This is a genomic window from Polymorphospora sp. NPDC051019 (assembly GCF_040683055.1).
GTDB lineage: Bacteria > Actinomycetota > Actinomycetes > Mycobacteriales > Micromonosporaceae > Polymorphospora > Polymorphospora lycopeni.
The window spans coordinates 413,537-428,212 of sequence record NZ_JBFBCH010000004.1; the positions used below are offsets into that span (position 1 = coordinate 413,537).

The window sequence follows — 14,676 nt, forward strand, 5'->3', positions numbered from 1 at the left end:
GGTATCCGGGTCAAGCGGCCGACTGTTCGACTCTGGGATAGTGATCCCACGATCTGGCGAGGGGCCCCCGCCGTAGACCATTACTTTGCGGACACATGCCACCACTCTGACGATATCTGAGCTGTTCAGGGCGTTGTGGAAACGAAGGTGTTGAGTGATTCGAATAGGGCTTCGACGGTCTCCGACCGATTCCCGCCCAGTTGAGGCTTCCCAAGACGGGCTGCTTCTGATGAAATCGCGGCCGTGCCGCGTGCGGCGCCATCCGCTGCAGGAGGCAACGGTCGGTAGGTCACACGTAGAGAAAACGACGGAGGCGATGTCGTGAGCACCGGACCTACTAGCCTGCCCGGAAATGGCACGCAGGAGCATGGTGCGCGGCGCCGCCTGTTCCCCCGGCTGAGGGACACCCGGATCCGCTCGAAGCTCGCCCTCATCCTTGTCGTTCCCGTCGCCGCCGTCATGGCCCTGGCGGGAATCCGACTCGTCGACGTCGTCCAGGAAGCGTCCGCCGCCAGCATCGTCCGCTCGCTGACCGCGCTGTCGATCGACGTCTCGGCCCTGAACCATGATGTCCACCAGGAACGGATGGCCGCCGCGGCATTCCTCGCCGCCCCGAACGCGGAGCCCGACGCCTTCAACCTGGCCGTACGCCGCACCGACGAACGGATCAGCGCGTACGAATCCGAGCGACGGGCCATCGGTGAGGTCCCGGGCTCCGTCGAGGACCGGCTCGACGTTATCGACAGTCACCTCGCCACCCTGACCGCCACCCGCCAGCAGGTCCTCGAGAGCGACGAGATGCCGGTCGCCGAGGTCGTGCTGCGCTACGGCGTGATCCTCACCGACCTGGTGTCGTACACCGACGCGGTCGCGCAGCTCTCCGGTGACGACGGCGTCGGCCGCAGCCTCCGTGCGGTCGCCGCCTTCATCAAGGCCAAGGCCGCCACCGCGGAGGAGCAGGCGGTCGCCTTCGCCGCACTGACCTCCGGGCAGCTCGACGAGGAGCAGTACTCGTCCTTCGTGGCCACCCTCACCAGTCAGCAGGAGGCGCTCCTGGCCTTCTCGCTGGCCGCCACCCCCGAGCAGCAGAACCTGGTCGAGTTCACCGTCACCGGTGACGCCGTCGTGCTCGCCGACCAGACCTCCACCGAGCTGACCCGGTCGGTGGGTGGCCAGGCACTGATCACCGCCACCGAAGCCTCGAACACGATCGGCGCGGTCAACGACCTCATGCGGTGGGCCGAGATCCAGCTGGAGACGGACCTCCTGGCGGAGGCCGAGGAGGTCACCGCCACCGTCATCCGGCAGGCCATCACCGAGGCCGTGATCGTCTTCATCACCCTGGTCGTCGCCATCGTGCTGGCCGTGATCCTCGCCCGGTCGCTCAACCGCTCGCTGCGAAAGCTGCGTGAAGGCGCCCTCCGGGTGGCCGACCACGACCTGCCCGACGCCGTCAGCCGGCTGCGTGACGTACGCAGCATCGGCGAGGGCGGTGTCGACGAGATCGTGCGCCAGGTCCGGGACCCGATCAAGCTCGACAACCGCGACGAGGTCGGCCAGGTGGCGTCCGCGTTCAACGTGGTCCACCGGGAGGCGGTCCGGATCGCGGCCGAGCAGGCCGCCCTGCGGACCAGCGTCTCGGCGATGTTCCTCACCCTGGCCCGGCGTAGCCAGACCCTGGTCGACCGCATGATCGGTGAGCTCGACATGATCGAGCGTGGGGAGGAGGACCCGAAGCGGCTGGCCCAGCTCTTCGAACTGGACCACCTCGCCACCCGGATGCGCCGCAACGACGAGAACCTGCTCGTGCTCGCCGGTGCCGACTCGACCGCGCCGCGGCGCGACGACGCCCTGCTGGTCGACATCCTGCGGGCCGCGCAGTCCGAGGTCGAGCTCTACAACCGGATCGAGTTCGGCACGGTCGACACCGACATCTCGGTGTCCGCGCAAGCCGTCAACGACGTCGTACGGCTCGTCGCCGAGCTGCTCGACAACGCGACCCGGTTCTCGCCGCCGCACACCACCGTCGTCGCCGACGCCCGCCGGATCCGTGACTACGTGGTCATCCAGGTCGAGGACCGGGGCCTCGGGCTGAGCGCCGACCAGATGGACTCGCTCAACCGACGGCTGGCCGAACCGCCGACCGTCGACGTGGCGGCGTTCCGGCTGATGGGTCTGGCCGTTGTCAGCCGGCTCGCGCACCGCTACGAGATCCGTGTCGAACTGCGGCGCAACGTCGAGGGCGGCACCGTCGCGCAGGTCACCCTGCCGGCCGCCATCGTCGTGCTGCCCACCCGTGGCCAGCAGGACAACATGCTGCCCCGGCCGCGGCAGCCGCTCGCGGTGGACTCGGCTCCGGCCCCCGCGCCGGCCGCCGGCTCGGGCTGGTCGGACGCGATGGCACCGGTCAACGGGGCCCGTACGTCGTCCGCGACGCTGCCCGACGAGTGGCGCCCGCAGCAGCCCGCCACGTGGGACGCTCCGGCCCAGCCGCGCAGCACCGTCGCGCCGATCACCGCCGCGAACAGCGCCGGGATGCAGCCCGCCGGCACCGAGCCGACCGGGATCCAGCCCAGCCTGGCCCCGCCGGCCCTGCCGGTCCGCACCCCGCAGGCGGCGCCGGCCATCCCACCGGCCATGCCGCCCGCCATCCCGCCGGCACCGTTCGCGCCGGCCGTCCCGCCGGTGTCCGCGCCGCCGAACGTGGGTACGCCGACGGTCGCCTACCCGGCCGTGCAGCAGTCGCTGCCCCGGCGGCCCGAGGGTGGCGTCGTACCGGCCACGCCGCACGCCCTGCCCCCGGTGGCCGGGCTGCCGGCCGGCCCGGTCGCGGGCCTGCCCGCCGGCCCGGGGGCGGGCTTCACCCCGACCCCGCCTCCGGCACCCGTCCCGGCCGCCGCGCCGATGACGCCGCCGGTCGCACCGCCGGTCGCGCCCCCCGTGGTGCCGGCCCAGCCGGCCCCGCCACCGTCGAGCGTGCCTCCGCTGCCGCCCCGACCCGAGGACGCGGCCGAGATGCCGATCTTCCGGGAGATGGAGGCGGTCTGGTTCCGCTCGCACGGTTCGGCGTCGACGGAGATCTTCCAGGTGCCGCCGGGCGGCTACGACTCGCCGCCACCGCCGGTCACGCCGCCGGCCGCCAGCGGTCCGGCCGCCGGCCGTGGCGGACCCGTCGGCGGTGGAGCCTTCGGCGGGGCGGGCGACGCGAGCCGGGCACCGCTGCCGGCCCGTACCCCCGGCCAGTCGGCGCCACCGCGGAGCGCGGAGTCGTACCAGGCCTACCCGCAGCCGGCCGCCCAGCCGGCGGCCACGCCGCAGCCCGCCGCTCCCGTCGAGCAGCCGGCCCCCGCCCAGCCGCTCGCGGCGACGCCGCCGCCGGCCGTACCGCAGCAGCGCGGCGGTGAGTCGGGCTGGCGTACGGCGGCCGACGAGGGCTGGTCCCGGGCCACCCGGGCGGCCGAGCCGGAAGTCACCGACACCACCCGCTCCGGGCTGCCCAAGCGGGTGCCGCAGGCCCAGCTCGTGCCGGGCGGCGTCGAGGCGACCACCAACCGGGAGCGGTCGCGGCGGACCCCGGACGAGGTCCGCGGTCTGCTGTCCGCATACCACCGCGGAGTGCAACGCGGCCGGACCGCCGGCAACGAGCAGTTCGGCAGCACCAATAACAAGGAGACCAGCTGATGAACAGGCCAGCAGCTATGCAGGACATGGGTTGGCTGCTCAGCAATTTCGCCGACAGCGTGGCCGGGATCGCCCACGTGGTCGCCGTATCGGCCGACGGCCTGCTGCTCGCCTCGTCACGCGACCTTCCGGCGGACCGGGCCGACCAGCTCGCCGCCATCACGTCGGGTGTCGTGAGCCTCACCGACGGCGCGTCCCGGATGTTCAGCGCCGGGGGAGTGCTCCAGACGGTCATCGAGATGGACAGCGGTTACCTCTTCCTGATGTCCATCAGTGACGGTTCATCGATGGCCGTGCTCGCCGCGCGTAGCTGTGACGTCGGTCAGGTCGGGTACGAGATGGCGCTCCTGGTCGAGCGGGTCGGGGCGGCGCTCATCCCGCTGCCCCGCGAAGCAGTCGCGCCGCGGGCCTGAGCGCCGTGACAGCGAACAGTTTCATGACAGTCCGGCAACGGTGACGTCGCACCGGAACACGAGGAGGTGACCGCACGATGGGGCAGCCACGCGAGGATCCGCGCGGGTCACTGGTCAGACCGTATGCGGTCACCCGCGGCCGTACCGAACCCCGCCAGCACATCGCCATCGAGGCGGTGCTGACGGCGACGGCGGCCGCGGTCCAGGAATCCCGGTTCGCCGGGCACGACAAACACCGGATCGCCTCGGTCTGCGAGGGACGCCCGTTGTCCCTCGCAGAGATCGGGGCGTACACCCGCCTGCCCCTGGGGGTGGCCCGGGTACTGGTCGCGGACATGGTGGCCGACGGCCTGCTGACGCTTCACACTCCCGCTTCGACCGAGGTCTACGAGGAGCGGATGGAACTGCTTGAAAGGGTACTTAGTGGACTTCGCAGGCTATGACCCGGCCAGGGCCCAGCCGCAACGGAGCCGGGGGATCACCTCGGCGAAGATCGTTGTCGCGGGTGGCTTCGGCGTGGGCAAGACGACCCTGGTCGGGGCGGTCTCGGAAATCACTCCGCTGACCACCGAGGCCGTGATGACCGCGGCCGGCGTCGGTATCGACGACCCGTCGAAGGTGCCCGGCAAGGAGACAACCACCGTCGCGATGGACTTCGGCCGGATCACCATGGCCGAAGACCTGATCCTCTACCTTTTCGGCACGCCCGGGCAGACCCGCTTCTGGTTCATGTGGGACGAGATCATCCGTGGTGCCGTCGGCGCCGCGGTCCTCGTCGACACCCGCCGCATCGCCGACGCGTTCGCGCCGCTCGACTACTTCGAGAACCGGGGACTGCCGTACGTCGTGGCGCTCAACCACTTCGACGGCGGGGCCCGGTACGCGACGGAGGAGATCCGCGAGGCGCTGGCCATCGCGCCGCACGTGCCGATGGTCACCTGCGACGCCCGGCAGCGGGACTCGGTGAAGTACGTCCTCGTCAACGTCGTCGAGCACGCCATGGCGAGGTTGCGGGCACAGCGCGACCGGGGACATCCGACCCCGGTCGGCTGACCCGCCCGGATCCGGCCCGGCGGCGCGGTCCGTTCGGGTCGGGTCCGCGCCGTCGGGCCGCCGGCGGCGTCCGCCGGCGGTTCAGTCCACCGGCAGGCGGTAGCCGCGCTTCACCACCGTCTGCACCACGCCCGGAGTGCCCAGGCCGGCCCGCAGCCGCGCCACCGCCATCTCCACCGCGTGCTCGTCGGCGCCGCGTGGCAGCGTACGGAGCAGGGCCGACCTCGACAGCACCCGGCCCGGCGTCGCGGCCAGCGCCCGCAGCACCGCCATCGGAGCCGGCGCGAGCGGCCGCAGTTCGCCGTTCATCACCGCCGCATGCCCGCGCAGGACCAGCGTGTGCCCGCCGACCTTCAGCCGGATCGCCCGCTGGGGAAGCTCGTCGACCAGGGCGTGCACCAGCGCGGCCGGATGCGCCCGGCCCGGTGTCACGACCGGCACCCCGTGCTGGCGCAGCGGTGCCGCCGTCACCGCCCCGACGCAACTGGCCAGCACGTCGGACCGCAGCGCGTCGAGTACGGCGTCGCCGTTCGCGCCGGCGGCCCGTAGCAGCGCGTCCACGGCCGGCGCCGACGTGAACGTGACCGCGTCGACGAGCCGGCCGGTGACGAGGTCGACCAGCCGGTGCAGCGGGGCCGGGTCGACCGGCGGCGCCCAGCGGTAGACCGGCACCTCGATCACGACGGCCCCGGCGGCCTCCAGGGCGGCGGTCTGCTCCGGTTGCCGTTCGCCGTGCAACTGCATCGCCACCACCCGGCCGGCGATGCCCCGCCGGCGCAGGTGCTCGACGATCTCGTCGTGCCCCTCCGAACCGGGGGACCACCCGACCCGCAGCCCGGCCGCCCGGACCGCGCGTCCGGCCTGCGGGTCGCGGGTCACGACGTGCGCCGGCCCGAGTACGGTGCGCAGCGGCTCGCCCAGCCCCCAGCCGTCGGCCGCCTCCAGCCAGCCACGCATCCCGATCCCGGTGTTGACGATGACGATGTCGGGCGGGCTGTCCAGGCAGGCCCGGGTGGCGGCCCGCAACTCGGTGTCGTCGGCGAGCGGCACGATGCGCAGGGCCGGTGCGAGCACCACCCGGGCCCCGTGGCGTTCGAGCATGGTGGCCAGGTCGTCGCGGCGGCGGTGGGCGGTGACGCCGATGGTGAACCCGGCGAGTTCGTCGCTCACCGCCGGGCCACCGGCCGGCTGGTGACCCGGGCGCCGGCGGGGATCGCCGGCCGGGCGGCCGTCACCGGGCACGTCCTCGACCCTGGCGGGGTCTTCCGCCGCTGGCAGGTGCGGTACGCGCTGACGCCCCGGCCGCTCCGGCCCGGCCGCGTCGCAGCGTGTGCACTGCCTGTCATGACGGAAGCGTGCCGCCGGGCGGTTTCGCTGGAGCGTCCCGATTGTTTCGCGCCTGCTAAGAGCGGTGTCCGGTGGCCGGCCGCGCGGGGCGGACGGGTAGGGTTCGGCGGGCGGTCCCCGTTTTGACCGTGCGTTGTACCACCAGGTATCGTTGCCTGCTGTTGTGCGACAGCCGTTTAGGCGTACCCCCCGGTACGCTTGTCGTCCGTGTGATCTGGGTGCGTGTGATCCGTACCGCGTCATTCGTGCGATTCATGCCTGGCGCGCGGTCAACACAGCGCTGACGAGAACCCAGACCGACGACGAGACAAGGTAGACCTGTGCGTACGTACAGCCCGAAGCCGGGTGAGATCGAGCGTCAGTGGCACGTCATCGACGCCTCTGATGTCGTGCTGGGCCGTCTGGCCACCCACGTCGCCACGTTGCTGCGTGGTAAGCACAAGCCCACTTTCGCGCCGCACGTTGACACCGGCGACTTCGTCGTCGTCGTCAACGCCGGCAAGGTCGCTCTGACCGGCAACAAGCGGCAGACCAAGGTGGCCTACCGCCACTCGGGTTACCCCGGTGGTCTGAAGCAGGTCGGCTACGACGAACTGCTGACCAAGCGCCCCGAGCGGGCCATCGAGCTGGCCGTCAAGGGCATGCTCCCGCACAACCGGCTCGGCCGGCAGCTGATCAAGAAGCTGAAGGTCTACCCTGGTGCCGAGCACCCGCACCTCGCGCAGCAGCCGGTGCCGTTCGAGATCAAGCAGATCGCGCAGTGAGCGCGGACGAAGGAAGCAGCATGACCGACACCACCGCGCCCAGCCCGACGGCCGTCGCCGAGGCAGTGGTGCCCGCCACGACTGCCGCCCCCGTTGCGCGGGCGCCGCGCGGCGACCGCCCGATCCAGACCGTCGGCCGCCGCAAGGAGGCCATCGTCCGGGTCCGGATCGTCCCCGGCACCGGCAAGATCACCTGTAACGGGCGCGACCTCGAGGCGTACTTCCCGAGCAAGGTGCACCAGCAGCTGATCAGGGAGCCGCTGGTGACCGCCGAGAAGACCGAGGTCTTCGACGTGATCGCCAACCTGCGTGGCGGCGGCATCACCGGCCAGGCCGGTGCGCTGCGGCTCGCCATCGCCCGCGCGCTGTGCGCGAACGACCTCGACGACCGGCCCGCCCTGAAGAAGGCCGGCTTCCTCACCCGGGACGCCCGGGTCAAGGAAAGCAAGAAGTACGGTCTCAAGAAGGCCCGTAAGGCGCCTCAGTACTCCAAGCGCTGATCCGTTCAGCGCACTTGTACCTCTGACGGACGGTCGGGTCCGCCCCCCATTTTGGTGGCGTACCCGGCCGTTTCCGTTTTCTCTCTCATCGTTGGTGCTTCCGGAGGTCTCACGCATGGGTCGGTTGTTCGGCACGGACGGGGTACGCGGGAAGGCGAACGCCGACCTCACACCCGAGTTGGCGCTCGCGATCGCCGTCGCCGCGGCGCACACCCTCGCCGAGTCCGACCGCAGTCACGCTCCGCTGGCGGTCGTCGGCCGGGACCCGCGCGCCAGTGGCGAGATGCTGGAGGCCGCCGTCGTGGCAGGGCTGGCCAGCGCCGGCGCCAACGTGCTGCGGGTCGGCGTGCTGCCCACCCCCGGCGTCGCCTTCCTCGTCGGCGAGACGAAGGCCGACCTGGGCGTGATGCTGTCGGCGTCGCACAACCCGATGCCGGACAACGGGATCAAGCTGTTCGCCGCCGGCGGCCACAAGCTGCCCGACGAGGTCGAGATGCGGATCGAGGCCGCGATCGAGGCCAACGCCGCCACGGCCTGGGACCGCCCCACCGGCGCCGGTATCGGCCGGGTGCACGACCTGCTGGACGGAGCCGACCACTACGTACAGCACCTCGTCGGCTCGGTGCCACACCGGCTCGACGGCCTCAAGGTCGTCGTCGACTGCGCCAACGGCGCGGCCGCGGACATCGCGCCGGTGGCCTACAAGGAGGCCGGCGCCGAGGTCATCGCGATCCACGCCGAACCCGACGGGCTCAACATCAACGACGGCTGCGGGTCCACCCACCTCGACGTCATCCGGGCCGCCGTGGTCGAGCACGGCGCGCACCTCGGCCTCGCCCACGACGGCGACGCCGACCGGTGCCACGCGGTGACCGCCGACGGCGAGGAGGTCGACGGCGACCAGATCATGGCGATCCTGGCGCTGGCCATGCGCGAGGCCGGGACGCTGACCGACGACACCCTGGTCGCCACCGTGATGAGCAACCTCGGTCTGCGTCTCGCCATGTCGCGCGAGGGCATCCGGCTGGTCGAGACCCGGGTCGGCGACCGCTACGTCCTGGAGGAGCTGCGCGCCTCCGGGCTGGCGCTCGGCGGCGAGCAGAGCGGCCACATCATCGTGCCCGCGTACGCCACCACCGGCGACGGGGTGCTGACCGGGCTGCACCTGATGTCGCGGATGGCCGCCACCGGCCGGTCGCTGGCCGACCTGGCGTCGGTGGTGACCAAGCTGCCCCAGGTGCTGGTCAACGTGCCGGTCGGTGACCGTACCGTGGGCGCGACCGCGCCGGCCGTGGTGGCCGCGGCGGAACGGGCCGAGGCCGAGCTGGGGGAGACCGGTCGGGTTCTGCTGCGCCCGTCGGGCACCGAGCCGCTGGTGCGGGTGATGGTCGAGGCGGCCAGCGAGGAGACCGCCCGCGAGGTGGCGGAGCGGATCGCCGCCGAGGTCCGCCAGGCCAGCCCGGCCTGATCCCGCCTCAGGGTTGCGCGTTGATCAAGGAGTAGTTGCGCGACAAGCGTCGCGTGACGGGCACGCTTTGTCCTTGATCAACGCGAAACCCGGGCGTGCGGTCGGCAGGGCGCGTTCAGTGCGCCATGCCGCGTAGGCGGGTGACCGCCTCGGTGAGCACCGTCGGGCGTTTGCAGAACGCGAAGCGGACCAGATGCCGGCCCGCCGCCACGTCGTCGTAGAAGACCTGGGTCGGTACGGCGACCACGCCGCAGCGGTCCGGCAGCGACCGGCAGAACTCGACGCCGTCGTGACCGCCCAGCGGGGTGATGTCGGTGGTGATGAAGTAGGTGCCCTCGGACGGCAGCACCCCGAAGCCGGCGTCGACCAGCCCCTCGGCGAGCTGGTCACGCCGTGCCTCGAGGTCGGCCCGGAACCCCTCGTAGTAGCTGTCGGGCAGGCCGAGCGCCACCGCGACCGCGGGTTGCAGCGGGCCGCCGTTGACGAAGGTCAGGAACTGCTTGACCCGCATCACGGCGGAGACCAGCGCGGCCGGACCGCTGACCCAGCCGATCTTCCAGCCGGTGCACGAGAAGGTCTTGCCCGCCGACGAGATCCGCAGCGTGCGCTCGCGCATGCCGGGCAGGGTGGCCAGCGGGACGTGCGCCGAGCCGGCGTCGGAGAAGACCAGGTGCTCGTACACCTCGTCGGTCACCGCGTATGCCCCGTGCTCCTGGCACAGCGCCGCGATCAGGGCCAGCTCGTCGGGGGTGAAGACCTTGCCGGTCGGGTTGTGCGGCGAGTTGAGCAGCACGAGCCGGGTACGCGGACCGAACGCGGCGCGTAGTTCGTCGGGGTCGAACGCGTACCGGCCGTCGGTGCCGGGGCGCAGCGTCACCGGCCGGCGGACGGCCCCGGCCAGCGCGATCGAGGCGGCGTACGAGTCGTAGTAGGGCTCGAAGGTGACGACCTCGTCGCCGGTCTCGCACAGGCCGAGGATGGCGGCGGCGATGGCCTCGGTCGCCCCGGCGGTGACCAGCACCTCGCCGTCGGGGTCGTAGTCGAGCCCCCAGAACCGGCGCTGGTGGTCGGCGACGGCGGCGCGCAGTGCGGGGATGCCGGGTCCGGGCGGGTATTGGTTGTGGCCGGTGCGCAGCGCCTCGGCCGCGGCGGCGAGCATCTCCGGCGGCCCGTCGGTGTCGGGGAATCCCTGGCCCAGGTTGACCGCGCCGGTGCGCACCGCCAGCGCCGACATCTCCGCGAAGATCGTCGTGCCGAACGGGCGCATCCGTCGCACCAGCGGGTCGGTGCCGGCTGCGATGCTCACCGGACCACCCTAGACGTGCCGGTCAGCGCCGTCGATGCTCTGCCGTACGACCGCGACGGACCGCACGCCCGGTGTCGGGCCGGTTGCTCCCGGGATCGTCCGGACCGGCCCCGCCGCGAGGCGTGTCCCCCGATGCCCGCCTCAATCAAGTCAGGTGATTGATAGCCTCACTTTCGAGCAACCATGGTGAGTGATTCTCCGCTACGCTGCTGCCATGTGTGGAATCGTGGGGTACGTCGGCGCCCGTCCGGCGCTGAGCATCGTGCTGGACGGCCTGCGGCGGCTGGAATACCGCGGCTACGACTCGGCCGGGGTGGCGGTCGTCTGCGAGGGCGAACTGCTGACCGAGAAGCGGGCCGGCAAGCTGGCCAACCTGGAGAAGGCGCTCGCCGAGCGGGGCATCGCCGACCCGGACGGCACCGGGCCGGTCCTCGGCATCGGTGACGGCACCACCGGCATCGGACACACCCGGTGGGCCACCCACGGCGGCCCGACCGACCGCAACGCCCACCCGCACGTGGCCCGCGACGGCCGGGTCGCCGTCATCCACAACGGGATCATCGAAAACTTCGCGAAGCTGCGGGACGAGCTGGAGGCCGAGGGCGTCGAGTTCGCCAGCGACACCGACACCGAATGCGCCGCGCATCTGCTCGCCGGCGCGCTCGCCGAGCTGCGCGCCAGTGGGGCGCCGGAGGGGCCGCAACTGCTCGCGGCCGCCATGCGGCAGGTCTGCGTCCGGCTGGAGGGAGCCTTCACCCTGCTCGCCGCCGACGCCGCCATTCCCGGCGCGGTGGTCGGTGCGCGGCGCAACTCGCCGCTGGTCGTCGGTCGTGGGGCAGGGGAGAACTTCCTGGCCAGCGACGTGTCGGCGTTCATCGAGCACACCCGCGACGCGGTCGAGCTGGGCCAGGACCAGGTCGTGCTGATCACCGCGGACAGCATCGACATCACCGACTTCGACGGCCATCCGGCGACCGGCAAGGACTTCCACATCGACTGGGACGCGTCGGCTGCCGAGAAGGGCGGCTACGACTACTTCATGCTCAAGGAGATCGCCGAGCAGCCGCAGGCGGTCGCCGACACGCTGCTCGGCCGGCTCACCGAGACCGGCGAGATCATGCTCGACGAGGTCCGCCTCAGCGACCAGGACCTGCGCGACGTCGACAAGGTCTTCATCGTCGCCTGTGGCACCGCCTACCACTCCGGGCTGGTGGCGAAGTACGCGATCGAGCACTGGACCCGCATCCCCTGCGAGGTCGAGCTGGCCAGCGAGTTCCGCTACCGCGACCCGGTGCTCGACCGGTCGACGCTGGTGGTGGCGATCTCGCAGTCCGGCGAGACGATGGACACCCTGATGGCGCTGCGGCACGCCAAGGAGCAGAAGGCCCGGGTGCTGGCGATCTGCAACACCAACGGCTCCACCATTCCGCGCGAGTCCGACGCGGTGCTCTACACCCATGGTGGGCCGGAGATCGCGGTCGCCTCGACCAAGGCGTTCCTCACCCAGCTCGTGGCCTGCTACCTGATCGGTCTCCACCTGGCCCAGGTGCGTGGCGTCAAGTACGCCGACGAGGTGGCCGCCGTCGTCGCCCAGCTCCAGGAGGTGCCGGACAAGCTGCGTACGGTGCTCGGCGCGATGGAGCCGGTGCGCGAGCTGGCCCGGGAACTGTCGACCGCCGGGACGGTGCTCTTCATCGGCCGGCACGTCGGCTACCCGGTCGCCCTGGAGGGCGCGCTGAAGCTCAAGGAACTGGCGTACATGCACGCCGAGGGGTTCGCCGCCGGTGAGCTGAAGCACGGCCCGATCGCCCTGATCGACCAGGGCACCCCGGTGATCTGCGTAGTTCCGTCGCCGGCCGGCCGGAGCGTGCTGCGCGACAAGATCGTCTCGAACATCCAGGAGGTACGCGCCCGGGGCGCCCGCACCATCGTGATCGCCGAGGAGGGCGACGAGGCGGTCCTGCCCTTCGCCGACCACGTGATCTACGTGCCGCGTACGCCGACGTTGCTCGCGCCACTGGTCACCAGCGTGCCGCTCCAGGTCTTCGCCTGCGCGGTCGCCGACGCCCGTGGGCACGACGTCGACCAGCCCCGCAACCTGGCCAAGTCGGTCACGGTGGAGTAGCCGGCAGCCGGCCCGCGTCGCCGAGCGCGATGCGGGCCATGGCGTCCAGCGCCCGGTTGTCGTGGTCCCAGTAACCGGTGTGCCCGTTCGGGTCGCTGGCGAAGACCCGCGCGCCGAAGTCGCGGTCGCTCGGATCGTGGCCGAACCACAGGTCGTCGCCGGGGCGGCTGAACGCCAGCACCGGCCCGATGCCCGGCAGCGCGACGCCGAGCGCCAGGTCGCCGGCGAGCGCGCCGACCGAGGGGACGTAGCGGATCACGTCGTTGCCGGCCGTGCTCGCCCACACCCGCCCGGCCGGCAGCCCGAGGTCGCGGGCGTGATCCACGCCGACCCCGGGGGAACCGACGAGCACCAGGTCGTCGGCGGCGAGTCCGTGGTCGCGGGCGGCGGACCCGACCACCAGCGACCCGTCGCTGTGCCCGACCACCGTCTGGTGGGCGGGACCGCCCTCGTGGCTGGCCCGCAGCCCCTCCTGGAACCGGTGCAGCGCCGGACCGGCGTCGTGGGCGTACGACGCGCGGTGAGCCTCGTGCACGAAGTCCGGTGCGTCGTAGTCGAGCCACAGCACGGCCGCCGCGGGTTGGTCTGGGGCGAGTTCGGCGGCCCGGGCCAGGATCCGCTCGGCCCGGCCCAGCTCGCCGTCGGCGCTCGGCAGGTCGGAGGTCATTCCCGGCACGTAGGTGACCACATGGTCGGCGCGGTCGGGGTCGCCGAGCGCCACGACGGTCCGGCCGTCGCCGGCCGGGTCCAGGCCGAGCAGGTAGGCCCGGGGACCGCTCTCGGCGACGAGCCGCGCCTCGATCGCGTCCAGGCCGCCGAGAATCGCGGCGATCCGCAGGCCCTCCAGATGGTTGCCGGGCAGCCGGGGCCAGGTGGCCAGCAGTTCGGCCCGGCGGGCGAGCAGGTCGGCCCGCAACTGCGGCAGGAGCAGCCGGTTGGCCTGGTCCCGCATCGCCACCGGCACCCCGTCGAGGCCACCGACCAGCGCCGGCTCGTGCCGTACGAGCCAGCGCCGCTGGGCCGGGGAGAGACCGTCCCACCACCTGCGTACGGCGGCCGGATCGGCGTCGCCCGCCGGGCGGTCCGGGGGCGGCTCGGTCGTCCACCCGGTCACCGCCGCGGTGGCGAGGCCGGTGAGCCGCCCGGCCGCCTCCCGGTCGGCCCGCGTGGCGAGTGCCAGCGCGGCGCGGATCTGCGCACCGACCCGCAGCACGGCCGCGCCGGCCCGCGGGTCGACCTGCGGCACGGCGGGATCGAGCGACACGCCGCCGTGCCGGTCGATCAGTACCCGGTTCATGGCGGCACCGCGTACGGCGGCGTCGAGCAGCGCCTTGGCCCGGACCAGCAGGGCGGCGAACTCGGCCAGGATCTGGTCGATCTCGACCAGGGCCGGCGCGGCGGCCTCGACCGCGCCGCGCAGCGTGTCGAGCCGCGTCCCGGCCGTGCCGGCGGCCGGCCCGGCCCAGCTGTCGGCCAGCGCCGACCGGGTTCGGGCCACCTCGGCCGCCCGCCGCCGCACCATGGCGTCGAGCCCGCGCCAGGCCGTCCCGGCGGCCCGCCACGCGGTCGGGTCGGCGGCCCAGAGTTGCGCGTAGCCGATCATCCGATGCCGGCCATGCGTCGCGCCGCCCGGTCGTCGGCCGCCTCGTAGCCGTCGGCGGACCGCCGCAGGGCGTCGGCCGTGTCCGCCGCCCGGCCGCCCAGGACCGTCATCGACCGGTGGACCGCCGCCTCGACCTGCGCCAATGCGGCGGCGGTGGCCCAGCCCGGGGCGGTGACGACCAGCCCCGGAGTCGTGCCGAGCCCCTGACCGAGCCGGTGGGCCGTGGCGCTGAGGTCGCCGCCGGCCCGGCGCAGGGCGGCGATCCGCACCCGGATGGAACCGTCGGTCATGCGTCCTCCCCGGACCTCGTCGTCCCCACGGACCTCGTTGTTCCCGCGGACCTCGTCGTCCCGCGGACCCCGTCGTCCCCGCGGACCTCGTCGGCGTCGACGCTAGGCGCGCGCCGGTGCGCACCG

At 72.8% G+C, this 14,676-nt stretch carries 12 protein-coding genes; 8 read left to right on the top strand and 4 right to left on the bottom strand.

Annotation, left to right across the window (positions count from 1 at the left end; translation table 11 throughout):
• The first annotated feature begins 321 nt into the window (after window positions 1-321).
• The 4 genes from AB0M79_RS11090 (at window position 322) to AB0M79_RS11105 (ending at window position 5,147) form a co-directional block, all read left to right on the top strand.
• The gene (locus tag AB0M79_RS11090) at window positions 322-3,681 is read left to right on the top strand and encodes a nitrate- and nitrite sensing domain-containing protein (protein WP_364210866.1); all 3,360 of its coding nucleotides are present in this window, start codon (window positions 322-324) and stop codon (window positions 3,679-3,681) included.
• Complete coding sequence (locus AB0M79_RS11095) at window positions 3,681-4,094, top strand: roadblock/LC7 domain-containing protein (protein WP_212822939.1); 414 nt, start codon at window positions 3,681-3,683, stop codon at window positions 4,092-4,094. The genes AB0M79_RS11090 and AB0M79_RS11095 overlap by 1 nt, the downstream gene beginning before the upstream one ends.
• Window positions 4,095-4,171: 77 nt before the next feature.
• On the top strand, window positions 4,172-4,537 hold the full coding sequence (locus AB0M79_RS11100) for a DUF742 domain-containing protein (RefSeq protein ID WP_357534052.1): 366 nt from the start codon (window positions 4,172-4,174) through the stop codon (window positions 4,535-4,537).
• The gene (locus tag AB0M79_RS11105) at window positions 4,518-5,147 is read left to right on the top strand and encodes an ATP/GTP-binding protein (RefSeq protein ID WP_357534050.1); all 630 of its coding nucleotides are present in this window, start codon (window positions 4,518-4,520) and stop codon (window positions 5,145-5,147) included. Before AB0M79_RS11100 ends, AB0M79_RS11105 begins: the two co-directional genes overlap by 20 nt.
• 81 nt (window positions 5,148-5,228) lie before the next feature.
• Here the strand turns inward: AB0M79_RS11105 and AB0M79_RS11110 are convergent, their stop codons facing one another.
• Window positions 5,229-6,317 (bottom strand): uroporphyrinogen-III synthase, encoded by a 1,089-nt coding sequence (locus AB0M79_RS11110; RefSeq protein ID WP_364210870.1) that lies wholly within the window; start codon window positions 6,315-6,317, stop codon window positions 5,229-5,231.
• 497 nt (window positions 6,318-6,814) lie between these two features.
• Between AB0M79_RS11110 and rplM the strand changes: the two genes are divergently transcribed.
• The 3 genes from rplM (at window position 6,815) to glmM (ending at window position 9,226) form a co-directional block, all read left to right on the top strand.
• Complete coding sequence (gene rplM / locus AB0M79_RS11115; protein WP_357534048.1) at window positions 6,815-7,258, top strand: 50S ribosomal protein L13; 444 nt, start codon at window positions 6,815-6,817, stop codon at window positions 7,256-7,258.
• Between the two features lie 20 nt (window positions 7,259-7,278).
• On the top strand, window positions 7,279-7,758 hold the full coding sequence (gene rpsI, locus AB0M79_RS11120) for a 30S ribosomal protein S9 (RefSeq protein ID WP_364210873.1): 480 nt from the start codon (window positions 7,279-7,281) through the stop codon (window positions 7,756-7,758).
• Between the two features lie 115 nt (window positions 7,759-7,873).
• On the top strand, window positions 7,874-9,226 hold the full coding sequence (gene glmM, locus AB0M79_RS11125; RefSeq protein ID WP_364210876.1) for a phosphoglucosamine mutase: 1,353 nt from the start codon (window positions 7,874-7,876) through the stop codon (window positions 9,224-9,226).
• A gap of 115 nt (window positions 9,227-9,341) precedes the next feature.
• On the opposite strand, the gene AB0M79_RS11130 is transcribed toward glmM, so the two are convergent.
• Entirely contained in the window at window positions 9,342-10,526 is a 1,185-nt protein-coding gene (locus tag AB0M79_RS11130) for a pyridoxal phosphate-dependent aminotransferase (RefSeq protein ID WP_364211021.1), read from the bottom strand.
• A gap of 220 nt (window positions 10,527-10,746) precedes the next feature.
• Here AB0M79_RS11130 and glmS point away from each other — a divergent pair, with 220 nt between their 5' ends.
• Entirely contained in the window at window positions 10,747-12,657 is a 1,911-nt protein-coding gene (gene glmS, locus AB0M79_RS11135; protein WP_364210879.1) for a glutamine--fructose-6-phosphate transaminase (isomerizing), read from the top strand.
• Here glmS and AB0M79_RS11140 read toward each other — a convergent pair.
• Window positions 12,644-14,260 carry an alpha/beta hydrolase gene (locus tag AB0M79_RS11140; protein WP_364210882.1) on the bottom strand — a complete coding sequence of 539 codons (1,617 nt, stop codon included), beginning with the start codon at window positions 14,258-14,260 and terminating at the stop codon, window positions 12,644-12,646. The genes glmS and AB0M79_RS11140 overlap by 14 nt on opposite strands.
• The gene (locus AB0M79_RS11145) at window positions 14,257-14,550 is read right to left on the bottom strand and encodes a type VII secretion target (RefSeq protein WP_364210885.1); all 294 of its coding nucleotides are present in this window, start codon (window positions 14,548-14,550) and stop codon (window positions 14,257-14,259) included. The genes AB0M79_RS11140 and AB0M79_RS11145 overlap by 4 nt, the downstream gene beginning before the upstream one ends.
• Between the last annotated feature and the right edge of the window lie 126 nt (window positions 14,551-14,676).